The sequence below is a fragment of the Dokdonia sp. genome (genome assembly GCF_039945015.1).
GTDB lineage: Bacteria > Bacteroidota > Bacteroidia > Flavobacteriales > Flavobacteriaceae > Dokdonia.
In genome coordinates this window covers 792,965-813,261 of the sequence record NZ_JBDUXP010000004.1, presented here as the reverse complement: position 1 = coordinate 813,261, position 20,297 = coordinate 792,965, and the positions used below count along the sequence as shown (strand labels likewise).

21 protein-coding genes and 1 tRNA gene are annotated in these 20,297 nt (G+C 34.0%); 8 read left to right on the top strand and 14 right to left on the bottom strand.

All coding sequences use genetic code 11. The features are described from left to right. Positions 1–54: 54 nt before the first annotated feature. The 4 genes from ABJD27_RS05865 to ABJD27_RS05850 all read right to left on the bottom strand — a co-directional run bounded on the left by ABJD27_RS05865 (position 55) and on the right by ABJD27_RS05850 (position 3,594). A complete protein-coding gene (locus tag ABJD27_RS05865) occupies positions 55–927 on the bottom strand; it encodes a hypothetical protein (protein WP_348162088.1) in 873 nt (290 codons plus the stop codon). 88 nt (positions 928–1,015) lie between these two features. After that, complete coding sequence (locus ABJD27_RS05860; protein WP_348162086.1) at positions 1,016–2,086, bottom strand: helix-turn-helix domain-containing protein; 1,071 nt, start codon at positions 2,084–2,086, stop codon at positions 1,016–1,018. A gap of 176 nt (positions 2,087–2,262) precedes the next feature. After that, on the bottom strand, positions 2,263–2,712 hold the full coding sequence (locus ABJD27_RS05855) for a DUF6265 family protein (protein WP_348162084.1): 450 nt from the start codon (positions 2,710–2,712) through the stop codon (positions 2,263–2,265). Between the two features lie 72 nt (positions 2,713–2,784). Further along, the gene (locus ABJD27_RS05850) at positions 2,785–3,594 is read right to left on the bottom strand and encodes a helix-turn-helix domain-containing protein (RefSeq protein ID WP_348162083.1); all 810 of its coding nucleotides are present in this window, start codon (positions 3,592–3,594) and stop codon (positions 2,785–2,787) included. Between the two features lie 233 nt (positions 3,595–3,827). Here ABJD27_RS05850 and ABJD27_RS05845 point away from each other — a divergent pair, with 233 nt between their 5' ends. Continuing rightward, positions 3,828–4,529 (top strand): hypothetical protein, encoded by a 702-nt coding sequence (locus tag ABJD27_RS05845; protein WP_348162081.1) that lies wholly within the window; start codon positions 3,828–3,830, stop codon positions 4,527–4,529. Between the two features lie 50 nt (positions 4,530–4,579). Here ABJD27_RS05845 and ABJD27_RS05840 read toward each other — a convergent pair whose 3' ends face one another. Then, the gene (locus ABJD27_RS05840) at positions 4,580–5,038 is read right to left on the bottom strand and encodes a hypothetical protein (protein ID WP_348162079.1); all 459 of its coding nucleotides are present in this window, start codon (positions 5,036–5,038) and stop codon (positions 4,580–4,582) included. 106 nt (positions 5,039–5,144) lie between these two features. Between ABJD27_RS05840 and ABJD27_RS05835 the strand changes: the two genes are divergently transcribed. From ABJD27_RS05835 to ABJD27_RS05825, 3 genes are all read left to right on the top strand, one after another. Further along, positions 5,145–5,474, top strand: a complete 330-nt coding sequence (locus ABJD27_RS05835) for a metalloregulator ArsR/SmtB family transcription factor (RefSeq protein ID WP_348162077.1) — start codon at positions 5,145–5,147, stop codon at positions 5,472–5,474. A gap of 12 nt (positions 5,475–5,486) precedes the next feature. Next, positions 5,487–5,927, top strand: coding sequence for an SRPBCC domain-containing protein (locus tag ABJD27_RS05830; protein ID WP_348162075.1), 441 nt, complete (start codon positions 5,487–5,489; stop codon positions 5,925–5,927). Positions 5,928–6,301: 374 nt separating this feature from the next. Next, complete coding sequence (locus ABJD27_RS05825) at positions 6,302–7,279, top strand: hypothetical protein (RefSeq protein WP_348202005.1); 978 nt, start codon at positions 6,302–6,304, stop codon at positions 7,277–7,279. A gap of 24 nt (positions 7,280–7,303) precedes the next feature. Here ABJD27_RS05825 and ABJD27_RS05820 read toward each other — a convergent pair whose 3' ends face one another. Both ABJD27_RS05820 and ABJD27_RS05815 read right to left on the bottom strand, forming a co-directional pair. Further along, positions 7,304–7,996 carry a YafY family protein gene (locus ABJD27_RS05820; protein WP_348172755.1) on the bottom strand — a complete coding sequence of 231 codons (693 nt, stop codon included), beginning with the start codon at positions 7,994–7,996 and terminating at the stop codon, positions 7,304–7,306. Positions 7,997–8,367: 371 nt separating this feature from the next. Next, entirely contained in the window at positions 8,368–8,745 is a 378-nt protein-coding gene (locus ABJD27_RS05815) for a VOC family protein (RefSeq protein WP_348172752.1), read from the bottom strand. 191 nt (positions 8,746–8,936) lie between these two features. On the opposite strand from ABJD27_RS05815, the gene ABJD27_RS05810 reads away from it, so the two are divergent. Further along, complete coding sequence (locus ABJD27_RS05810) at positions 8,937–11,033, top strand: LodA/GoxA family CTQ-dependent oxidase (protein WP_348172749.1); 2,097 nt, start codon at positions 8,937–8,939, stop codon at positions 11,031–11,033. 5 nt (positions 11,034–11,038) lie between these two features. After that, positions 11,039–12,115 carry an FAD-dependent monooxygenase gene (locus ABJD27_RS05805; RefSeq protein ID WP_348172746.1) on the top strand — a complete coding sequence of 359 codons (1,077 nt, stop codon included), beginning with the start codon at positions 11,039–11,041 and terminating at the stop codon, positions 12,113–12,115. 71 nt (positions 12,116–12,186) lie between these two features. Here the strand turns inward: ABJD27_RS05805 and ABJD27_RS05800 are convergent, their stop codons facing one another. From ABJD27_RS05800 to ABJD27_RS05775, 6 genes are all read right to left on the bottom strand, one after another. Next, positions 12,187–12,390 carry a YgaP-like transmembrane domain gene (locus ABJD27_RS05800; protein ID WP_348172743.1) on the bottom strand — a complete coding sequence of 68 codons (204 nt, stop codon included), beginning with the start codon at positions 12,388–12,390 and terminating at the stop codon, positions 12,187–12,189. A 213-nt stretch (positions 12,391–12,603) separates the two neighbouring features. Further along, positions 12,604–13,677: a DUF2652 domain-containing protein gene (locus ABJD27_RS05795; protein WP_348172740.1), complete on the bottom strand. Its 1,074-nt coding sequence runs from the start codon at positions 13,675–13,677 to the stop codon at positions 12,604–12,606. 103 nt (positions 13,678–13,780) lie between these two features. Then, positions 13,781–14,497: an ATP-binding protein gene (locus ABJD27_RS05790; protein WP_348172737.1), complete on the bottom strand. Its 717-nt coding sequence runs from the start codon at positions 14,495–14,497 to the stop codon at positions 13,781–13,783. Between the two features lie 41 nt (positions 14,498–14,538). Continuing rightward, positions 14,539–15,150, bottom strand: coding sequence for a hypothetical protein (locus ABJD27_RS05785; protein WP_348172734.1), 612 nt, complete (start codon positions 15,148–15,150; stop codon positions 14,539–14,541). A gap of 677 nt (positions 15,151–15,827) precedes the next feature. Further along, positions 15,828–17,045 (bottom strand): adenylate/guanylate cyclase domain-containing protein, encoded by a 1,218-nt coding sequence (locus ABJD27_RS05780; RefSeq protein ID WP_348172731.1) that lies wholly within the window; start codon positions 17,043–17,045, stop codon positions 15,828–15,830. A gap of 107 nt (positions 17,046–17,152) precedes the next feature. Next, the gene (locus tag ABJD27_RS05775) at positions 17,153–17,881 is read right to left on the bottom strand and encodes an NAD(P)H-dependent oxidoreductase (RefSeq protein ID WP_348202004.1); all 729 of its coding nucleotides are present in this window, start codon (positions 17,879–17,881) and stop codon (positions 17,153–17,155) included. A gap of 253 nt (positions 17,882–18,134) precedes the next feature. Between ABJD27_RS05775 and ABJD27_RS05770 the strand changes: the two genes are divergently transcribed. Further along, positions 18,135–19,334 carry an MFS transporter gene (locus ABJD27_RS05770; RefSeq protein ID WP_348169623.1) on the top strand — a complete coding sequence of 400 codons (1,200 nt, stop codon included), beginning with the start codon at positions 18,135–18,137 and terminating at the stop codon, positions 19,332–19,334. A gap of 204 nt (positions 19,335–19,538) precedes the next feature. After that, positions 19,539–19,623: transfer RNA gene (locus ABJD27_RS05765), tRNA-Ser, on the top strand. Between the two features lie 256 nt (positions 19,624–19,879). Here ABJD27_RS05765 and ABJD27_RS05760 read toward each other — a convergent pair. After that, positions 19,880–20,266, bottom strand: a complete 387-nt coding sequence (locus tag ABJD27_RS05760) for a hypothetical protein (protein WP_348169626.1) — start codon at positions 20,264–20,266, stop codon at positions 19,880–19,882. Positions 20,267–20,297: the final 31 nt, after the last annotated feature.

Sequence of the window (20,297 nt, the reverse complement as noted above, 5' to 3'; positions counted from 1 at the left end):
GAGCAGTAAGCTTTATAGTTCAAATAGCTAGCTTATTCAGGCATATAGCATATCTTATTGTCTGTAGGTACCATCTGGTAATATCGAAGGCATCATATACGTTGGATTTGTAAAAATTGAAAAAGCCGCAGGATCGTTAGCCTCAACTAATGCTCTTGTATTTAATCTCCATTCATTATCTATCTCATCCAATCTATTTTCTTGACCTCCTAGCATAGATGTCATTACCCAATATAAGTATTCCCCTACCTGACAATTATAGTCACACGTAGGATCATCATATGTATACCAAGCATCTGCAGGGTAATTTGCGGGTGGATTTTGAAAATTACCTCCACGAGCAATATCCATCGCGTTACTGATTTCCGAGTTAGATTGTGAGCTAAAAACTTCTGGATAAGCCCTCTCATGTCCACCATTGGTGATAATATGCCACACCTCTTCTATCGCAGCATCAAACTGTCCAGTATGTCCATTGGTATGCCATTCTGGAATGGTCTCATCGTTTCCTAAATCTTGACCAACAGTAAAACCATTAGGAGGATCAAAATTCTCTAGATCTGCTTCGACTTTCCACATAAATAAAAAGGCATTATTAGAACGCATAGAATTATAAATCGTCATATTATCTATACTACCATCCTCATCATTATCCAAGTATTGCGCCATGAGATTTGCCGCGTGTAATAGTTTTCTATCTTCTACTTGTGCTACTGCATAAATTGGAATATCAAAAACCAATACTTTTCTATTAAAATTAGTAAACCCAGTGTCCTCATTTGCTACAATTGTAAAATTTGGATCATTCCCTGGGGTTATGTTTTCTGTTGTGATAGGTGTCGTATCTGTATCGTCATTAGAACAAGACATACAGCTCATAAGTAGAAAGCAAAAAATCATTAAACTTGTCGAAACTATTTTTTTCATAAATATGCGTTTTTTGTTTTAATTAATAATGAATAACAAACTAACGGCTAATGATAAAAAATATGCACAAGAATACGTCCGACTGCATCTATTCGGACTCTTTAAGAGACAATTCGTATGCTTTTGGAGTCATCCCTTCCATGGACTTAAAAACTGTATAAAATGTTGATTTTGAGGAAAAACCAGACTCTTCTGCTAACCCTAAAATAGACATTTTCTGAGCCTTTGGAGATTCTAGTAGTCTTTTAAACTCTTCTGTACGTAAACCATTAATAAACTGATAAAAGTTTCCTTTTGTATTCAAATTAATTAGTCTAGAAACATCTCTAGAAGGAAGCGCTAGAGCATCAGAAAGTATGTTAAGAGTTAGCTTAGAATTTGCATATAATTTTTCTGAATCTATACGTACGCACATCTTTTCAAAAAGAAGCATATCTGCTTCTGATATCATATCTAACTCCTTCTCTTTGCTATCTACCTCCTCAAAGGGTATATCTTCTTCTCTATGAAACACTTGTTGTTTGAACGTTTCATGCTGTGTAAATCCGTTATAACCTATCCAATAGACCATAAAAAAGGTAAGCACCGTTGAGAGCTTAGCAAAAGACTCCACAAGATTTTCATTTTGAGTCACTACAATATCTTCAATAAACCAAAGCATATAAAACCCAAGATATATATAAACAATAATGGTAATCCATCGTATGGTTTTATGCTCCAAATCTGAATAAAAACTATTCACACGTATGCTATGTTTTTTTACGATTCTTAAGATGAATAACAACAAGCTTATATTAAAAACATAATCAAAAAGACGTAACATCCATTGGGTTCCTTCTTCAAGATCTAAAAAGTTAACCAGTACTACGGGGATAAAAAGAGCAACATACCAACCTTTAATTTTACTATTGATCGTTTGATTGATATACAATACTAAAAAAGGAATTGTCGCAAGGGATGTTTCCGGAATATAAATAAACTCTTCATAAAAAGCATCCGATATAACACCTACTACCTCAATCGCCAAACTCCAAAGAAACAAGCCTAAAAATATGTTTGCTCTTCTATTTTTAGAAGGTGATGTCATAAATAACAACCCTAACATGATAGCTGTTGCAGCAGTAAGGTTATTAATGATGATAAAGAAATCAAGTTCCATAAAACAATGATATAATTATTATATCAAAACGCGTATGTGATTTTATATTTTATTCTTAGTTGTGATGTTTGTATATACGCTTTCGCGAAAGCGTATAAAGTCACATTCCAATAGCCATTCAGATAATAGTATGATACTATTCTTAGAAAAGACTATAACACCTTATTAAAACGCACTTATTGCTTTATTATATGATATGAAAATCCTTTATCATCTTCTCCAAGTACCTGTACCAAAATTTTAGAATCTGTTACCTGTTGGTATTGAATTTTCTTTGGAAAGTCGTGATGTAAATTCTCAAAAGACAGCTTATCTGTAACCAAAGGATTCAATACAAAAGGAATCGTCTCACCACTATTTTGATTAGGTACTGTTGCTTTATAAACAACGTTTGTATCTATAATAGCAATTTGTAATGTTTCTGTAATAATTTTATTCCCATTATTCATTTTATAGGAATGTCCTATAAATTGGTCATCCTCCAGATTCCAGACTTCAAAAGTTTCTTTATTCTCTATTTTCCAAGTACCGCTTAAAAAGCTGAGGTCTTCTAGAGCAGATTGTCCCTGGCAAGAAGTCATAAGAATAACAAAACATAAAGAAGCAAACATTGATTTAAGTATCATTATAAATAGTTTAAGATTTTATGGCTAAACTACGTTTACATACCCATCTAGTATTGTAAAAAACCGACATCGTTATTTTTTCAAAAAGAAATTTGCCATAGTCTCTTCTTCAAATCCATAATTGGAAGGCTCCTCTCCTGTAAACTCTTTAAAGTTTTTAATAAAATGAGATTGGTCATAAAAACCACCTAGATATACCACATCAGACCATTTAAAGCCCTTCTCTTGCACCAAATTAAAAACATTGGAGAATCGTAATATCCTGTAATAACGTTTGGGAGATAATCCTATATGTCTTTTAAAAAACCGTTCTAAGCTTCGCTCACTGATATCAACTTGCTTTCGCATCTCAGTCAGTCCAAGTTTTCCTTGGCTTTCGATCATACATTCTGTTGCTCTTATCCCCTTTTGTAACGTATATGTGATTGTATCTACATATGTAATAAGCCAGTTTTCTATATCTGTGACTTTATCTTCAAAAGTATGATCATCTTGGATTGCAATTTGTTTTATAGGGCTCAGTACTTTCAACAAGCTATGATCTATAGTAATGACTGTATCTGTGATTGTAGCCATGTCAATACCAAATAATACCGTAAGTGCCCAAGGTTGAAATTTTATAGCAAACATCTTTGTGACACCTGTATTCTCTAGGTAAAAATAATTTGTAATCTGTCCTGCAATAAGATCTCGATCTTGAAGTTGCCAGACTCCATGAATTGTTGTGCGATAAGAATCTGCACTATGAAAAATCATTTCAGGGTATCCATCGGGAATGATTTTTTGCCTGTTAATAGTAGCATCCTGTCCACTATCTATCATCCAAAAACTCTTAATGATATGCGATAATTCAGAAGAAGGTTGTTGCTGCTTATAATTCATACTGCTATTGCTGTAGTGCTAAAATAAGTCGCATTTCTATATGCTCGACAAATAAAATTCATCCTATCTATAAAAAATATACATGTGGTTATATACGCTTTCGCGAAAGCGTACTCATAAAGACTAGAAACACATATAAAAACTAGTAATCTGCATATGGGTATAAAATTCTTAGAGGTCAATTGAACGCAACCTTTTGAATAACAACACATCTATACTAAAAAGATCCATTTATGAAAAATAATTTTTTGCTTGTTTGTTTTCTACTCATTAGTACGCATAGCCTGTTTGGACAATCTGAAGAGGTTCAAAGAAAATCTTACGTAACGTTTGATGTTCTTTCTCCTATAGCCAGTTATAGTCCTGCCTGGAAAGTAGGATATTTTAGAAAAATAAATGACCAATTTATTATCGGAGCAGAGGTCGGTATAGGAACATATGGGACCTCCATTAATTTTGTAGGAGATGGAGATTGGATTGAAAATGACTATTTTAAATTTGAAGTTTCGCCAGAATTAATCTACGTTCTGAATCCCAATCATACATTTGAGAATTTTGTTTCGGCCGAAGCTTTCTATATCCGTCATACAGATAGTTTTGAAAACAGTTCTTACAGAAGTGAAACCAATTCTCAGTATTTCAACTATGATAGTGCTGATTACCGAAGGCAAAAATTTGGTCTAAATCTTAATTATGGAGCCATTATTAATTTTTCAAAGAGATTTGGTTTAATCCCAAAAGTTGGATTTGGAGTAAGAGTGAGATCTGTTGATTTTTCAAACATTGTAAATCCCGAACTAGACCCTAACAATCAAGGAGAAGATGGTGGACTTGTAGAATCGGTCGCTCCAAATATTAGAGATTTTCTAGAAATAGAAGGGTCTGTTACAAGATTGAATTTTAATTTTGACATTAAACTCTTTTACAAATTTTAATAGACTATGTCGTATATAAAGCACCTGAATACTTGGCATTGATACGCCTCCTAGCCTGATCTATTTTTCTTTTTCTGTCGCGCTGCTTTTTTGAGAGATTTTCGTTCTTGTTTCTTTTGTTTTCGTGCTTGTATTTTTTCTGGGGAACCTCGTAGTAGATACACCATATAGCCAACTCCATTTCCTATCCCTATGCTTATATAGTGCGGGATCGCAAAAAAACCTTCAAACACTTTTCCAAAAACAGTCCCATGCTGTGCAGTACACGCCCTTCCGATATAAGACATACGCCACCAGTGACGTGTAGACTTCCCTTCGCGTCCATCTTTATATACTTCTGTTCCTGTTATATAGACACATTGTAGGTGGTGCCAAGGGGTACACTTATTTACTTTTAAAGTACCTCTTTCAAAAAGTAATACAGAGAGGCTGTCATTTACCACCGGTGTAATTTCTTGTGCTTCACCTTGCACATACACCAATAACAGAATAACACATACGAATCTCATACTACCAAGGTACGTAATTTGGTGGTAAGATGTGTCTTAAAAATTTGCGCAAGTGATTGCTTTCCTATATATTTGCAAGCAATTACTTGCGTATTAAGTGATAATTATGAATAGAGATGTATTTAATGCTATTGCAGACCCTACTAGAAGAAGTATACTCATGTCCTTGACAAGCGAGTCTCAACATGTAAATGCATTGGCAGATAAGTTTGATATGACCCGACAGGCAGTATCCTTACATATCAAATACCTACAAGAATGTGGTGTTATCACCATAAAAAAAGAAGGTAGAGAGCGTCATTGTAGTCTTGAAATTCAAAAACTAACCGAAATAGCCGATTGGTTAGAACCTTTTAGAAAGATGTGGACTGGAAAATTTAATCAACTTGATACCTTATTAGACGAACTACAATCTAAACCAAAAAAGGAATTATAAAAAACGTTTACCATGGAGAACAAACCTTTATTAATAGAACAGGAATTCAATGCACCAGTAGAACTTGTTTGGCGTGCTATTACTGAAAAAGAACTCATGAAAAAATGGTATTTTGATATCACAGATTTCAAACCAGAGGTGGGTTGCAAATTTCAATTTGAAGGTGGTGAGGAAGACAAACGTTATATCCATTTATGTGAAGTTTTAGAAGTCATTCCGCTCAAAAAACTCAAGTATTCTTGGAAATATGAAGGATACACTGGGATTTCCTTTGTTACGTTTGAATTATCATCTGTCGGTGAGAAAACTAGCGTAAAACTCATTCATGAAGGGCTTGAAACGTTTACAAATCCCGATTTCATCAGAGGCAATTTTGTAAAAGGATGGGAATACTTGATTTATACGTCCTTAAAGGAATTCCTAGAAAACGGCAAGACGCATAGATATTGGTAATCTAGCTCTTATTTTTACCTCTTCTTTGGGAATTAAGGAGACGTACTTCCTTCTGTCAAAATGATGCGTAAGTTATTTTATTTCCAAAATTAGAGTACTACTCTAAAATAAAGTGTTACTCTAATTTTTGCTTTCATTTCCCTATGAGGATTAGGGAGTCAACCGGAATTCGTCTCAGGTTCTCATCATAAAAAAGCATTACCCGTATACTGAGATTCCGAAATAAATTCGGAATGACGAGTTTCAATTTTAAAATCTACTCTCGGATTCTATATGCTACATTTTTTCAATCTAGTCGTATACAATTCGTAGACATAGGGTGTTTTATTGTTTTTATCGTACGTTTATTTAGCTTACAATAAGTATCTTGAAGTATGAATACTCATGCTGACAAAACACAAGAGAATAAAAATCAATCGGCAGCTCATGCTACTTCTCAAAAACAAAGTGATAATACGTCTGCTATTTATCTTGAAGATAATAGGCCTAAAAGTGTAGCACAGCTCAAGTTACAAGAAGCGACCCATAATAGCACATCACAACAACCTATCCAGAGGGCTATATATGAATCAGGTGGACAATGGTACTCAAACATTGCTGGGGGTCCTTTTAGAAATCAACAAGAAGCTAGGACTAAAGACCTAAAAGCTGGTGGTGATGGTCATGTTATGCCAACTCCTCAGGCTAGAAGACTTCAAGCGCCTCAACATGCGCCTTCCTACGGTGGTGGTTTTGCTCCTCCTCCGTATAGTTATTCCCAAGGTCTTCAACAACCGCCTTTTTACGGTGGTGGTAGTTTTGCTCCTCCTCCGTATAGTCATCCCCAAGGTCCTCAACAAGTGCCTTCTTATGGTGGAAGTAGTTTTGTTCCTTCTTACGGTGGAGGATATGGCAGTCAAGCACCTCGACAAGCTGCGCCTCCTGTCCTTAAACCACAATCTAAGCGTTTATTATTTGTAGATCCGAGTTCTAAAGAAGGCAAGCAAGCATTAGCTCAAGGACAACAGAGAAAGGAAAGGGAAAAAGCAGAAAGAGCGGCAGCAAAAGAAGAAGCTGCAAGAGAAGAAGCTGCAAAACCAGAAAATATAGCTCTTAGGAATCTAGAACAAGAAATTGATGATACAACTACCATTGTATATAGTCATAGCTATGGTAGCGGAGCTGCCCTTGGACATGAATGGAGTATCATGAAAGGAGGAAAGAAAATTGGAGTATATCACTATCATCCTAATCCTGCAGAAGGTGGAGATAGTTCTCCAGAATCAATTAAAGTAACTTCTTCTGGACCAAAGAGTTATTCTATACCACAAGGATTTAAAGTAAAAGCACTTACAGATTTAGCAGATAAATAAAAAAGAACAGTCTATATATCTAACCTACTTATCCCCAAAAGGACAAGTAGCAAAATAGTCTTGAATACTAAACTTGCGATCCTCAAAAGTCTCAGATAAGATTTTATAATGCTGGATGCGATCAATACGGAAGGCGCGCATGTCTTTACGTAAATGACACCAAGCAATCAAAATCCATTTATGATAGGCAGAGTACATCGCACAAGGTTCTATTTTTCTGAACGTTACATTGGGATCATCGGCTTTCTGATACTGAATCTCCATATACTTAAAATGGGTAATCGCTAACTGAATTTCTGACAGTGCATTACTAGAAAACTCTTCCCGCTCCCAATTAAAAACAAGCAGTTTGTCGTTTAATAATTCACTTTTTTCTTGTACAGATGTACGAAACACAGATTTTATCTTGATAAGTGCTTCGTTAAAATCGGTAACAAAGGAAGCATCTTTAGATTGACCGATAAGATGTTGTGCGGTAATCAAGGCATTGGCTTGTTGTTCTGTAAATTGTACAGGAGCGACTGTATATGTATCACCTAAACTATATCCACGGCCCTCTATCGTATACACAGGAATGCCAGCTTCTTCCAGTTTTCGTATATCTCTATAAATGGTACGTACACTCACATCATATTTATCTGCCAACTCCGTAGCCGTTAGCAATCGTTTAGATCGTAACAGTGTAAGTATTGATATGAGTCTAGATAGTTGTGACATATAAAACAAAGATAGCAAACGCTTGATCAAGGCGTTTGCTATATTGTTAGCATAAATTCAATGTAAAGAACTAATTAATTTCTTTGTCTAATCTTGTTAAAACTTCAGCATATTAACTTATAATCATACTTATTGTTCATTTTCTTTGCTTGTCCAAAGAAAACCGAACCAAAAGAAAAGACACTTTTTCTAAGGTATTTTTTCGCTTTAAGCGAAAAACCACAAAGTGTATCTCCGTCGCTCAGGCTCGCCCAAAGCTAACGCTTTGTCGTTTCCAAGGCTTCAAAAATTTTTAACGAAAACACTTTGTTACACTGGAGAAAAAGAAGAAAAACTTAATGATTTACTTCAAATTCACATTACATTAATAATTACCCCATAGAATGGAGTGCTACACGATTCCCTTCGGTATCGTTAAATTGAGCAATAAATCCATTTTCCTGGATATCTGTTTTTGGCATGAGTATTTTTCCGCCTGCTGCCTCTACTCTAGCCAAAGGAACACTAAGATCTTCTCCTCCATTCAAATAAATGGTAGATCCATCTGCAGATGGATTCATCCCTTCCATTTGTAAAATGGCACCACCTACTTTGTTATTCTCCATATCATACGGAAAAATACCATATTTCATATTCTTATCATCCATATGGTGGTCAATAATCTCTGCTCCTATTACTGTCGAATAGAATTTTTTTGCTCTTTCGTAATCGTTTACTGGAATTTCAAACCAATTAACTGCGTTTTTCATGATGTAATATGTTTTTAAATGTTTACTACTACAAAAGTATTTGTGATCTTGACAGAATATGTCAGGGGTGGTTTTTAAAATTTAAAAAACAACAAATTATAGCTTACTATCTGTAAACCAGTATAAATACGCATATAACTTTCGGAGATCAGTAGTAATTTTATGGCTTAATCATTTTAAATACCAAAAACATGAACCTACCTAAGTTTAGAATTTACCCCTCCATTGGAATCGCTCGAATGGGAAATGGTCCCGCTACAAAAGATCAAGTAATTTTTAGTCCAGAAGTCCCTTGGGCAAATCTATACGACACAAAACAAAATTATATTACAGAAGATGGTGCCTTAAAAAAACAAGCGCAGCGTTTTTATATTTATGAGTGTGATGCAGATGGAAAACCAGTCCGAGTCATTAACCCCGAAGAGTATGATATTAACTGGTCTGTTGAAGTCGCCAATAAAAAACCTTTTTGGTATGATTTCAATAATAGTTTAGATCTTTCTGTTGTTGCAGACAATCAAAATCTATCTCCAAATTTTGTTGAAAAAAACATTGCACCTGGCGTAGGTGCAAAGCGTAGAAATCCTAATGTATTAAATCAAGGATTACGACAAGGAGGCGGATATGATTATCGTAAAGAATTGGTAAATAGCCCTGATGCTGTGCATGTAAGTGAAGATCATAAAAGACAAGAAATTCACGGAAAATTCCCATTTACAAAAGGGAAAGCACAAAGTTTACTTGCTAAGAGTTTAAATACAAATTCAAAACAAGTCAATCTAGGAACTGCCGAGTATGATGATGGGACTTTAATATTTTATCCTGCAGACGGTCTCTCAGCATCCTTAAATCCATCGGATTTAAACACTGATTTTGCAGATAACTCAAATTGGTATGATGATATCTGTGATGGACGTATTACGGCTACTATTAAGACAAAAGACGGTAAAAAAGAATACCACCTTAATGACTCCGAAAGTGCTGCTTGGGTAGCGTCTGCTCCACCAGATTATGCCCCTCAAATCCAACCTATTTCAACCATGTTTGATTTAGTCTGTGGCGCTGCAAATGACACCTATGAACCAGAATTAAGTCTCGTATTTCCTATGATGTACCGCTTGTATAGAATGCAATGGGTGAACCTTGGAGATTTTCTTTCGCCTTCTTTTAAAGAAACCATGGATAAACTGGCAAAAGAAAATAAATTCAAGTACATCTATTCTAAAGGAACTACTCTTGAAGAAAGAGAAGAAGCAGACAAGGTTCGTGAGATGGTGTTTAACCTCTTCAGAAATCCAATTTACAACTACGACAATGAGCCTATCATTCCTAGTAAGGATATGACTAATATTGATAATCGAGGTAGCGGAACAGAAACATTAAAGTTACCTTATTATCCTGGTGATGGTATTGATTATCCGGGAAGTCCTGCACAATGGTTTGCAATTCCTCCCATGATATATGACGAATTACGTAAATGGAGAGATGGTGAATTTGAAACACCAGAACATTTCCATTTTAAGAATATCAACCAAATGGGTAAGTATTACCGAAAGCGTTTTAAACAAGCTGCAAAAGATGAAGCTAAAAAACCATTATTGATGACTAGAGCAGTTCTAGAAACACTATATGGAGGTGGATTCCATCCAGGAGTAGAACTTACTTGGCCAATGCGACATAATACTATGTATGCAGAAAACAAAATGATATATCCTTGGATATCTGAACATAAAAATTACACCTATGGTTTTTATGGCTTACGCGAAATACGTCTCAACACAGCTTCTCCAGAAGAACAAAAAGAAATCTTCTATAATGATTTTGGATTCCAAATGGATTCTGATAACATTAAAGAATCTATGAAAAAAGGAGCAGATCACTGGTTATGGAAAGCTACTCCTGGAGATTTAACTAAGTGGATGGGAATTCCTTGGCAATCTGATGCAGGAAGTTGTCAAGCTGTATTTGTAGAAAAGCAATATCCTATTCCATCTTGGTGGGCTGCAAACTTACCCGTTCAGGTATTACCAGAAGACTCTTACAATAAACTATTAGATCCAACTATCTTACTCAAAACAAAGCATAATATTTATGCATCACGTTTGGCTTGGTTACATACTACCGATACTGGGTTTATAGGATATCATGCAGAAGGAGGCTATATGAATGGCTTAATTAACATGGTTTATAAATGGAAAGATATTGGTGTCGTTACAGGTAGAAAATTAAACGTAAGAGGTTTACCAAAAACGGTATATGTTGCCTATAATGGAAAACAATCAAAATAGAATATATGATTAAAACGGATGTGATTATCATAGGGAGTGGGATTTCTGGTCTCGTTCTTTCGTTACTCTTAAAGAGGAAACAAATACCACATATTGTTTTAGATCGTTTACAAAAACAGAAAGTTATGGCATTGGCGGAAACACTTCCGCCATCTGCTATGACGTTACTTGAAGAATTAGAACTCCTCAAATTGTTTGAAGAAACGGCGCTTCGTAAAACATATGGATATCATTCTATATGGGGTAGTAAAACAATACAAACCAAGCATTTTTTTGATAATAACCCTTTTAAATATGGTCTAAAAATAGATAAACAAACGATTCGAGATACGTTAAAAACAAATGCAGAAACGCACATATTATCGTATGATTTATTAGAGAATATAGCTATTACGTCTGAAAAAGTATGTATCTCAACGCGTTATCAAAAAGAAAAGCAACACATTCAAGGGAAATACATAGTAGATGCAACAGGAAGAAATAGAGCCTTACTTCATTCCTTGCAAATTCCTATACACCACTATGATGAGCTTATATCTTTTAGTTGTCATATCCCAAGAGCAAAACATAAACATATGGTTCACGATGTGTTTACAGAATCTTTTGCTGGTGGATGGGGTATCGTTTCTGGTTTATGTAAAAACACACAAGTCATGACGTTATATACTGCCAAAAATACGGGGTTACATAAGCAACTAACCGACTATTCTAACTGGAAAACTATTCTCGCTGATACCAAATACTTACGCAAATTCTTATCAAAAGAAATTCCAGATACCATTTTAGGTGGAAAAGCAAATTCATCTGCACCTCAACACATGGCAGGTAATAATTGGCTAGCTATAGGTGATGCCGCTATGGCTTTTGATCCTTTATCCTCCCATGGGATTACAAATGCAATATACACTGCACATCGCGCCAGTCAAGCGTTAATAGCATCATCATATACCTTAGAAAATTATAAACAGGATATGCAAGGGATTTTTACAGCTTATCTAGATACTAAAAACAAACTATATCAACGTGAACAACGATGGTCAAAAGAAGCATTTTGGGAAACATATAACTTACAAGAAGTCTAAACAACTTAAGGAATTAATGTATAGATAAAATATATGTTTTATACGCTTTCGCGAAAGCGTACTCAGGAAAATTACTTGAAATATTCGTCAGAATTATTAAAATCTACGTTTATAGATTTATAAAAAGGACAAAACCCGCTAATACCAGCAACTACAAATAGGATAGATAAGAGAATAAATAAAGAACTTAAAAGTATGCCTACAGCACCGTAAATAACTACAGCAAGAAGTGCAATCGCTACGACGCATCGTGAAATACGGTCCATTATATTCATATTTTTTTTATTTCTAACCATAAGGCATTGAATTAATTACAGTACAAAAGTATTGTTTTTCCGCAAATAAACAAAGAAATATCTTACAAAATTAAATATATTATTTTTAATATATACTTAAAAAAACCAGCAAACCAGAAGGTATATATTATCAAAGTTTACTATATAACATACAAAAGTAAACCAAATCTTCTAGGCATTAAAAAGAGAAGGTTATTTTTCTGTAAAAGCTTTTAAGTTATCGAGAGAATTTTTCATATTCTTTTTGAAGTGCTTTTTAATCACCAATGCGATGATTAATTTTTTAATAAGTGAGCGTGTGACCCAGTAGGTTTCGCAAGTTACGGTACAGCTATTTTCTGTAAGTGATTCTAAAGTGTAAAACTGATAAAATTTGTCTATGGGAGGAATACTCTCTGTGAGTTCGCCATAAATCATCTTCCCTGGATCTACATCTTTTGTGACTGTCGTAAAGTTAAAATGCTTCCCATTAATAACACATACATGTTCTGACCCTAAGCGTGTGATCTCGCCTTCATTATATTCAAATCGGTCTACGCCTTTTACCCAATCTCCTCTATATCGATAATTGGTGATAATTTCTAAGACCTCATTTGCTGAAGCATCGATCTGGATCGTATAAGAAAGATTAGGTTTCTTATCCAGCTCGACGTATGTTGGGCTTTCATAAGGCAATAACTTTAGTAATTCTTTATCTACTTCTGAATAAATAAATTTAATTTCTTTGTCATCGTAGTTTTCTGCGCTTTCGCGAAAGCTAAACAATCTGCTTTCATATCCCAGACTCATCTTCAATTCGCTTGCGAGTTCATCGCTAATCAGAATATAGTTATCACTATCTATATTATTTTTAAGCAATCTATGGGTCTCTATTACAGATTCTCCAAATGGTTTTTTATTCCCTTGTACTTGTAATGACTGAATCTCTCCACAATGTGCTACAATCTTAAGTTCTAGCTGAGGTGCCATAGTACAGGCATTGCACGGGCAAATTCTATTTTTCTCCAGAAGTTTAAGGTGCCCATAAAAAGCAGTGTACATTGTCTCTACTTGGGCGAGTAATTTTTCTTGCGATGGAATGTCTTGTTCTTTATAAAAAAACAAAGCATCTCCCTCTACTTCTGCGAGTTGCAATTTTTGAGTGTTTGAAGCGATAAGAATTTCTAATAATTCTGCAATCACATGCTGACTATGCTCCACCTCTGTTGTTTGCACAAACTTTGTGAATCCAGAAATATCAGGAATAAAGAGTAATGATTTTAGCATACAGTATAATCTGTCGGAAATGATTTATAAAGATATCAAGATATTCTAATTATTTTTAAAGCCTCTTTAGTACTTTCATATTTTATGAATACTTTAATATCTCTTACGATTTGCATTTTTGTTCTTCGGAAGCTATAACCTTGCTTTTAACAGCTCTATGAATAATATCTTTTGCTTCGGCAAAAGAGATATCATACTTCATTGTAAGATTTCTGTATTCTTCAGGATATTGAGCTAGCATCGTATTATAATACACATTTAATGCATCTCTGCTAGGCAACTCATACTTTAATCGTAATTGAAATCTTCGTAACAGAGCTGTATCAATACTTTTAGAATGATTTGTAGCAGCTATCAGTAAGGTACTTTCTGGTAGGTAATCGATCAATTGAATAAGCGTATTGACCAATCGTTTCATTTCTCCAGAGTCCTTAATGTCACTGTCTCTTTCTCTACCTATATAATCAAATTCATCTATAAACAATACTGCATTTTCTATATCGGCTCTTTGAAAGATGCTTGCCATATTCTTAGCCGTTTCTCCTAATCGTGAGGAGATCATTTTCCCTAAATTTAAAATAATGATTTTTTTATTTAAGGAATGAGCAATTGCCTTTGCTGTTGTTGTTTTTCCACAGCCAGTATGACCATATAACAATACTTTATTGTCTACCGGGAGTTTATATTTTTTTAAAACATCAATATGTTTAAACTCCTTGAGTAACTGATCAAGAGCTTCTTTGTTCTCTTTACTAAACTGGATTTCACTCAATGGAAGTACATCTTCTACAGAATGCATAATTAAATCGTGTGTGCTCATCAAGTACTAGATAAAATTTATAGATTTCAAAATTAATATGTTTACACGAATTGTTTCATCTTTTCAGATATTGATTTGTAAGGGACGTGTCCAAACCATTCATCTAGAATCTCATATTCTTTGTTAAACAACACAAAACTAGGAGTCCCTCTTAATTGGTTTAATGTGAATGTGAGTGCAACTTTGTCCAGTGTACTTATATATTTTTTTACCCGTTTTTGTAATGCTTCTTTTTCTGCTTCTCCCCACTGTAGATAGTTTGGATTTAAAACACAGATACTTTCTATGACCGTATCCATATCACTAGGGTCTTCCTCAAGTTGATCCATGGCTATAGGAAAGTCTAATGTATATGGTAGTTTTTCATATCCTTGTTGGATCATCATCTTTTTAGTTTCTCCTATGACAACAGCATCCTCAACCAATGCTTTGGTATTTGCCAATGTATTTTTATCAAAATCTTCAAAAGCTGTAGAGAGTGCTAAAAAAGAAACCCCATCAGAAACAAACTCCTTATAGAGTTGATTGAAAAAGGGCAAGGCATAAGAAAAACATCCAGGGCAATTTACTTGAAATACTAATAATACATTAAGGTTTTTAATTTCAAAATCTCCCTGTAAGAGATGGTTATAATGAAATTGTAACGTTCGCATAGTTGTCATTTTTAATATACACTGCTTACTTAATAAGCAACGTTCTGATTATATATGTGTTTTCTTTTTTTGCTTTCGCGAACCTGCCTAGCCGGCAGGCAGGAGCGTACTCATAACAATTCTTATTACAAATATAGTTAGGATGCCTAATTAACAAGTATCTATTTACATACTAATTTCTTATGAAGCTATCATTTTATTTAATAAACGTAAAATGATAGCTCATCTGCTTAGATAATGTGTACTTATTTGTTAAGGATACATTCTATTTTTCTAGAAATTTAAGGTGTTCATCATTTATATACGAGTTAACACGTATTAATTACGTATTAGTACTTATTTAATAGCGTATTGTTTCCATGTACCTTGCCAATATTATTGAATTAAAAAGTAGTTTGCCCAACGAATTACAAAAATTCAAGTTTTATTTTTAGTTAGTTAGGGATACATTGGAGTTTGTGAGGTAGCTCCAAGTCTAACTTTTGAGTTTTATATCCCAACTGTAGTTGTAGTTCATAATTAGGGGATTATAACTAAAAAGCCATATCATTGTGATATGGCTTTTTTTTGTTTTCGAGAACCTCAGACTTGAGCGTATTCTAAGCGATTCTTTTTGCAAATACAATACAAATACTTAATCAAAATAATAACTCATATACGTAGGTAATTTGCACCTATTAATCTAGATATTCGGACACATCATAAATGGTTATAGGTTTTTTAAAACCCTTTATTTTAGTTCTTATATTACCTATAGGAATTATATCATTAGAAATTTGTTCATAAATAGCATCAGAAATCAAGATTTGATTTGCTATCGTTAGCGCTTCTATTCTAGCTGCGATATTTATATTTTCTCCAACAACACCGTATTTCATTCTTCTTTTTGATCCAATATTTCCAACAACCAAGTTTCCACTATTTATTCCAATGCCCATCTCTAGAATGGGAAGCTCTTTAATTTGTAGCTTTTTATTTACTTTTTTTAAGCCTCTTTGCATAGCACGAGCACATTTAACAGATTTTAAAGCAGCATCACCTATATCGTTTGGTGCGCCAAAAATAACAAGGATACCATCGCCAAGAATCTCATTAATATAACCTTCAAATTTTTGGATAATTTCTATCATTTCTTCAAAATAAATATTCAAAACTTCTATTACTACTTTTGCATTATAATTTTCAGACAAAGGAGAAAACCCTCTTAAGTCACTTACCAGTACAGTAACATAGCGCTCTTCTCCTCCTAGGTCTGTTCCTTTCTTATTTTTAATGACTTTTTCCAATAAAGATTCACTCATATACTGTCCAAATATTTGCTTATAAAATTGATTAGACTCGAGCAATTCATTATTAAGTTCTTCTAAATGTTTTTTAGATTCTAAGATTTGATGTTGGAGATCTCCTAATTTATGAAGCCTAATTCGTTCGGTTAAAAGCTTTCCCATCATTTTTAATATTCTTAACTCTATCTCTTCAAGTTGTCTTGGTTTGGTGTCTGCAATGCAAAGAGCTCCTATATTATTACCTAATAGACTTGATAATGGATATCCTGCATAGAATCGAATCTTTGGGTCATTAATGACCATTGGGTTATCTATAAAGCGCTCATCAAGAAGGGTATCTTCAACAATCAAAAGATCATCTTGCAATATGGTATGTCCACAAAAAGAAGTCTCTCTGTCTGATGATTCAAAATTTAATCCACAAGAAGAGTGGATATTTTGTTTTTTACTCTCGATAGATGAAATATATGCAATGGGAACGTTTATGCATTTTGACAAGATCATAACGACACCATCAAATTGATCTTTCTTATATGACTCAGATAAGTTAAGTGATAGCAAGTCTGCTAATCTTTCTGATTCATTTTTGGGTATTAATGGTTTAATCATAGTTTAGCATTACTTTTAAAATAGGAATCATATTTAGGTTTTTAAGTACTAAACAAACAGGATTTGAGATGTATCACAAACCCTGTTTTATCTGAAATAATGATGGATTATTCAGTTTCTAATCGCTGTTTTAATTTCATGGTTGCTTCTTTCATAACTTCCATTTTTATTTTCATACCCTGCATCATCTTTTCTTTTATAGGACGTAGATCAATTGTATATGGCATTGCTTTGAGCATTAATGCGCCATGTATTAAATTTTGGGCTGTCATTTCGACATTTCTATTTACATACGGGCTTAATCCTCCCATTGCTTCTATATAACTAGCTCCTGGACCTGCATCACCTACCCAATACACATCTGTATTTGGTGGAATCGTGCACCCAAAATGAGCCAAATTGTACAACGTATTTGCTGCTACATCATGTGCCCCATCTTCATTTCCTGTAACAACAACTCCTGCAACACTATTATACAATGGGAATTGTGTTCCCTCACCTTTTGTAGTTCCATCAAGTCTTTCTATAACCATCTGACCTACTGAGCAACGTACTCCCATCCAGACTGGCATAGCCATCACAAAAATGTCACAAGACTTCACTTTCTCAAGTATGATTGGCCATTCATCACCATTTCCCATATCATTACTAGCTCCTCCAAATTTGACATCATAATCAGTAACTCTAAGAAGTTCAATTTCTAGATTGGAATGTTCTTTTTTCATCCTCTCAATAAGCTTATGAGTAAGTGCTTCTGTATTTGATTCTTCTGGACTATATTTGATCGTGCAGTTTAAAAATAATGCCTTTAATTTTTGATCTTTGCTTACATTCATTATTCTTGTTTTTATCGTTTGTTTTATAAATTATTCATAAATATATATTTTCAATACTTGTTTTTTTAGTATTAAAATTTTAGAAGTTCCCTTAGCAGACACTTAAAAGAAAAATGTCCAGTTATTGCCTTTTCTGACTTCAAAATCATGGCAAGAAACTTCTATAAATATCTATTGCGTATTGAGTAATCGTAGCAGAAAATGGGATAAACAAAACAGCTTTCTTATCTTGACTTTTATAAGGAATTAACCAATGCCCGTAGAACACCGTTCATCTAAGCATACATCTGTATATAGTATTTTATATACTATAAGCTTTGCTCATTTTATAAATGATGCATTACAGTCTGTGATTCCTGCCATGTATCCTTTACTTAAGAGTAACTACAGTTTGACATTTACACAAATAGGGTTTATTGCTTTGTGTTATCAATTAACAGCTTCTTTGTTCCAGCCATTAATAGGGAATCTAACAGATAAGAGACCTTGGCCTTTTGCTGTTGTCATTGGAGCACTATGTACATTGGTAGGGATTATTAATCTATCTTGGGCACCTAACTATCTTTGGATTCTTCTATCGGTAGCTATTATTGGTTTAGGGTCTTCTATTTTTCATCCTGAATTATCAAGGATTGTTAGTCTTACTACAGCAAACAGAAAAGGGTATGCACAATCAGTTTTTCAAATAGGTGGTAATTCTGGTAGTGCCATAGGACCATTACTTGTGGCTGTATTTGTAATTCCGTATGGACAAGCACATGTTGCTTGGTTTGCAGTAGGTGCATCATTAGGTGTTTTTATACTCTATCGAGTTTCTAAGTGGTATAAGAATCATATCTCCGAGAGAAAAAAACAATCAAAATCACTTTTTAATGAAAAGTCATCCATGCCGTCATCTCAAATAAAAAGGGCAATTGCTGTTTTAATTATACTTATGTTTTCTAAGTATTTCTATATGGCATCTATGACTAATTACCTTACCTTCTTTCTTATAGAAAAATTTAGTCTTTCTATACATCAATCTCAATTGTATCTATTTGCATTTTTGGGTGCTATAGCCTTGGGGACATACTTTGGAGGGCCATTAGGCGACAAGTATGGGCGAAAGAAAGTAATATGGGGATCTATCCTTGGAGCAGCGCCATTTACTTTGCTATTACCTTATGTGGGTTTATTATGGGTTTTAATACTCTCTATACTCATCGGGATCATTATTGCCTCTGCCTTTTCGGCAATCTTAGTGTATGGTCAAGAGTTGCTCCCTCATAAAGTAGGTATGATTTCTGGATTATTTTTTGGCTTGGCATTTGGGTTAGGTGGTTTAGGAGCTGCATTATTAGGATATTTAGCTGACCAAACAAGTGTAATCTATATCTTTCAGTTATGCGCTTTCTTACCATTATTAGGTATTGTAACCGGATTATTACCTAATCTTACAACAACAAAGAAATAGTATCTCTCTACTAAAAACACAATACATTATGAGTATGTATTATTTTTGGAAAAAAGTATTTAAAGCATCAAATTTTATGTTTTTACAATTATAAATTTTAAAAGTAAAAATTCTTTTTAAAAAAGTAATGAAAAGGTTTTTGAAACAGAAAAAAGGTCATATATTTGCACCCGCATTCAAGGAAATACCTTGATGAGGCACTCAGGAGAATTGGCAGAGTGGTCGAATGCGGCAGTCTTGAAAACTGTTGAGGGTCACACCTCCGGGGGTTCGAATCCCTCATTCTCCGCTTAGAGCAAAGCTCGATTTCTGAATAGAAATCGGGCTTTTTCTTTTTCAAAAATGTTGAAAACATAGTTTTCCTGAATGGATGAAAAAGAAAAAGCCCAGAGATCGCGTAGCGAGATCGAGCTTTATTGTCACAAACGTGTGATCAAGGGATCTGTAATCCCTCATTCTCCGCAAAAAGCCTCGTTATCGTAATGATAACGGGGCTTTGTTTTTTTAGGTGTCAATATAGGTGTCAAAAGTCTTCCATATAAGGCTTATAATGCTCTTAAAATTATCATTTCTATAAAAAAGTAAGTATCAAAATTTCTTGTTTCAAAATTTACCGTACAAAATTCATTACCATTAAACCTTATGACATTGATTTTGAATCTTTGCAGGTATTGAAATAACACTTCTAATTGATCACTTGTCACAATAATTGGATTAGATCTATTAGCATAAAAATCTACCCAACCACCAATAGTGAATTCATTAGATTGATTAGGTTGACTTAAACCATCTCGCATATGTATTATTATCGAATAAAAAAGTTCTGGAGTAATGTCTGCATTATGTATTCTTTTTACATTATCAATTAAACTACTAATCTGTTCATCACTATTTATTACACCTTCATAGTGTACTGGATATTCTATAAACATATTTTATTTATTAATTATTGATTTCTAAATG

What these genes read in the sequence shown, in the direction of transcription:
- ABJD27_RS05835 (WP_348162077.1), top strand. Translation starts at nt 5,145, where the DNA reads ATGAATAGAGATGTATTTAATGCTATTGCAGACCCTACTAGAAGAAGT.
- ABJD27_RS05825 (WP_348202005.1), top strand. Translation starts at nt 6,302, where the DNA reads ATGAATACTCATGCTGACAAAACACAAGAGAATAAAAATCAATCGGCA.
- ABJD27_RS05860 (WP_348162086.1), bottom strand. Translation starts at nt 2,086, where the DNA reads ATGGAACTTGATTTCTTTATCATCATTAATAACCTTACTGCTGCAACA.
- ABJD27_RS05855 (WP_348162084.1), bottom strand. Translation starts at nt 2,712, where the DNA reads ATGATACTTAAATCAATGTTTGCTTCTTTATGTTTTGTTATTCTTATG.
- ABJD27_RS05775 (WP_348202004.1), bottom strand. Translation starts at nt 17,881, where the DNA reads ATGAATGTAAGCAAAGATCAAAAATTAAAGGCATTATTTTTAAACTGC.
- ABJD27_RS05850 (WP_348162083.1), bottom strand. Translation starts at nt 3,594, where the DNA reads ATGAATTATAAGCAGCAACAACCTTCTTCTGAATTATCGCATATCATT.
- ABJD27_RS05770 (WP_348169623.1), top strand. Translation starts at nt 18,135, where the DNA reads ATGCCCGTAGAACACCGTTCATCTAAGCATACATCTGTATATAGTATT.
- ABJD27_RS05795 (WP_348172740.1), bottom strand. Translation starts at nt 13,677, where the DNA reads ATGCTAAAATCATTACTCTTTATTCCTGATATTTCTGGATTCACAAAG.
- ABJD27_RS05830 (WP_348162075.1), top strand. Translation starts at nt 5,487, where the DNA reads ATGGAGAACAAACCTTTATTAATAGAACAGGAATTCAATGCACCAGTA.
- ABJD27_RS05800 (WP_348172743.1), bottom strand. Translation starts at nt 12,390, where the DNA reads ATGAATATAATGGACCGTATTTCACGATGCGTCGTAGCGATTGCACTT.
- ABJD27_RS05785 (WP_348172734.1), bottom strand. Translation starts at nt 15,150, where the DNA reads ATGCGAACGTTACAATTTCATTATAACCATCTCTTACAGGGAGATTTT.
- ABJD27_RS05815 (WP_348172752.1), bottom strand. Translation starts at nt 8,745, where the DNA reads ATGAAAAACGCAGTTAATTGGTTTGAAATTCCAGTAAACGATTACGAA.
- ABJD27_RS05790 (WP_348172737.1), bottom strand. Translation starts at nt 14,497, where the DNA reads ATGAGCACACACGATTTAATTATGCATTCTGTAGAAGATGTACTTCCA.
- ABJD27_RS05865 (WP_348162088.1), bottom strand. Translation starts at nt 927, where the DNA reads ATGAAAAAAATAGTTTCGACAAGTTTAATGATTTTTTGCTTTCTACTT.
- ABJD27_RS05845 (WP_348162081.1), top strand. Translation starts at nt 3,828, where the DNA reads ATGAAAAATAATTTTTTGCTTGTTTGTTTTCTACTCATTAGTACGCAT.
- ABJD27_RS05810 (WP_348172749.1), top strand. Translation starts at nt 8,937, where the DNA reads ATGAACCTACCTAAGTTTAGAATTTACCCCTCCATTGGAATCGCTCGA.
- ABJD27_RS05820 (WP_348172755.1), bottom strand. Translation starts at nt 7,996, where the DNA reads ATGTCACAACTATCTAGACTCATATCAATACTTACACTGTTACGATCT.
- ABJD27_RS05780 (WP_348172731.1), bottom strand. Translation starts at nt 17,045, where the DNA reads ATGATTAAACCATTAATACCCAAAAATGAATCAGAAAGATTAGCAGAC.
- ABJD27_RS05805 (WP_348172746.1), top strand. Translation starts at nt 11,039, where the DNA reads ATGATTAAAACGGATGTGATTATCATAGGGAGTGGGATTTCTGGTCTC.
- ABJD27_RS05840 (WP_348162079.1), bottom strand. Translation starts at nt 5,038, where the DNA reads ATGAGATTCGTATGTGTTATTCTGTTATTGGTGTATGTGCAAGGTGAA.
- ABJD27_RS05760 (WP_348169626.1), bottom strand. Translation starts at nt 20,266, where the DNA reads ATGTTTATAGAATATCCAGTACACTATGAAGGTGTAATAAATAGTGAT.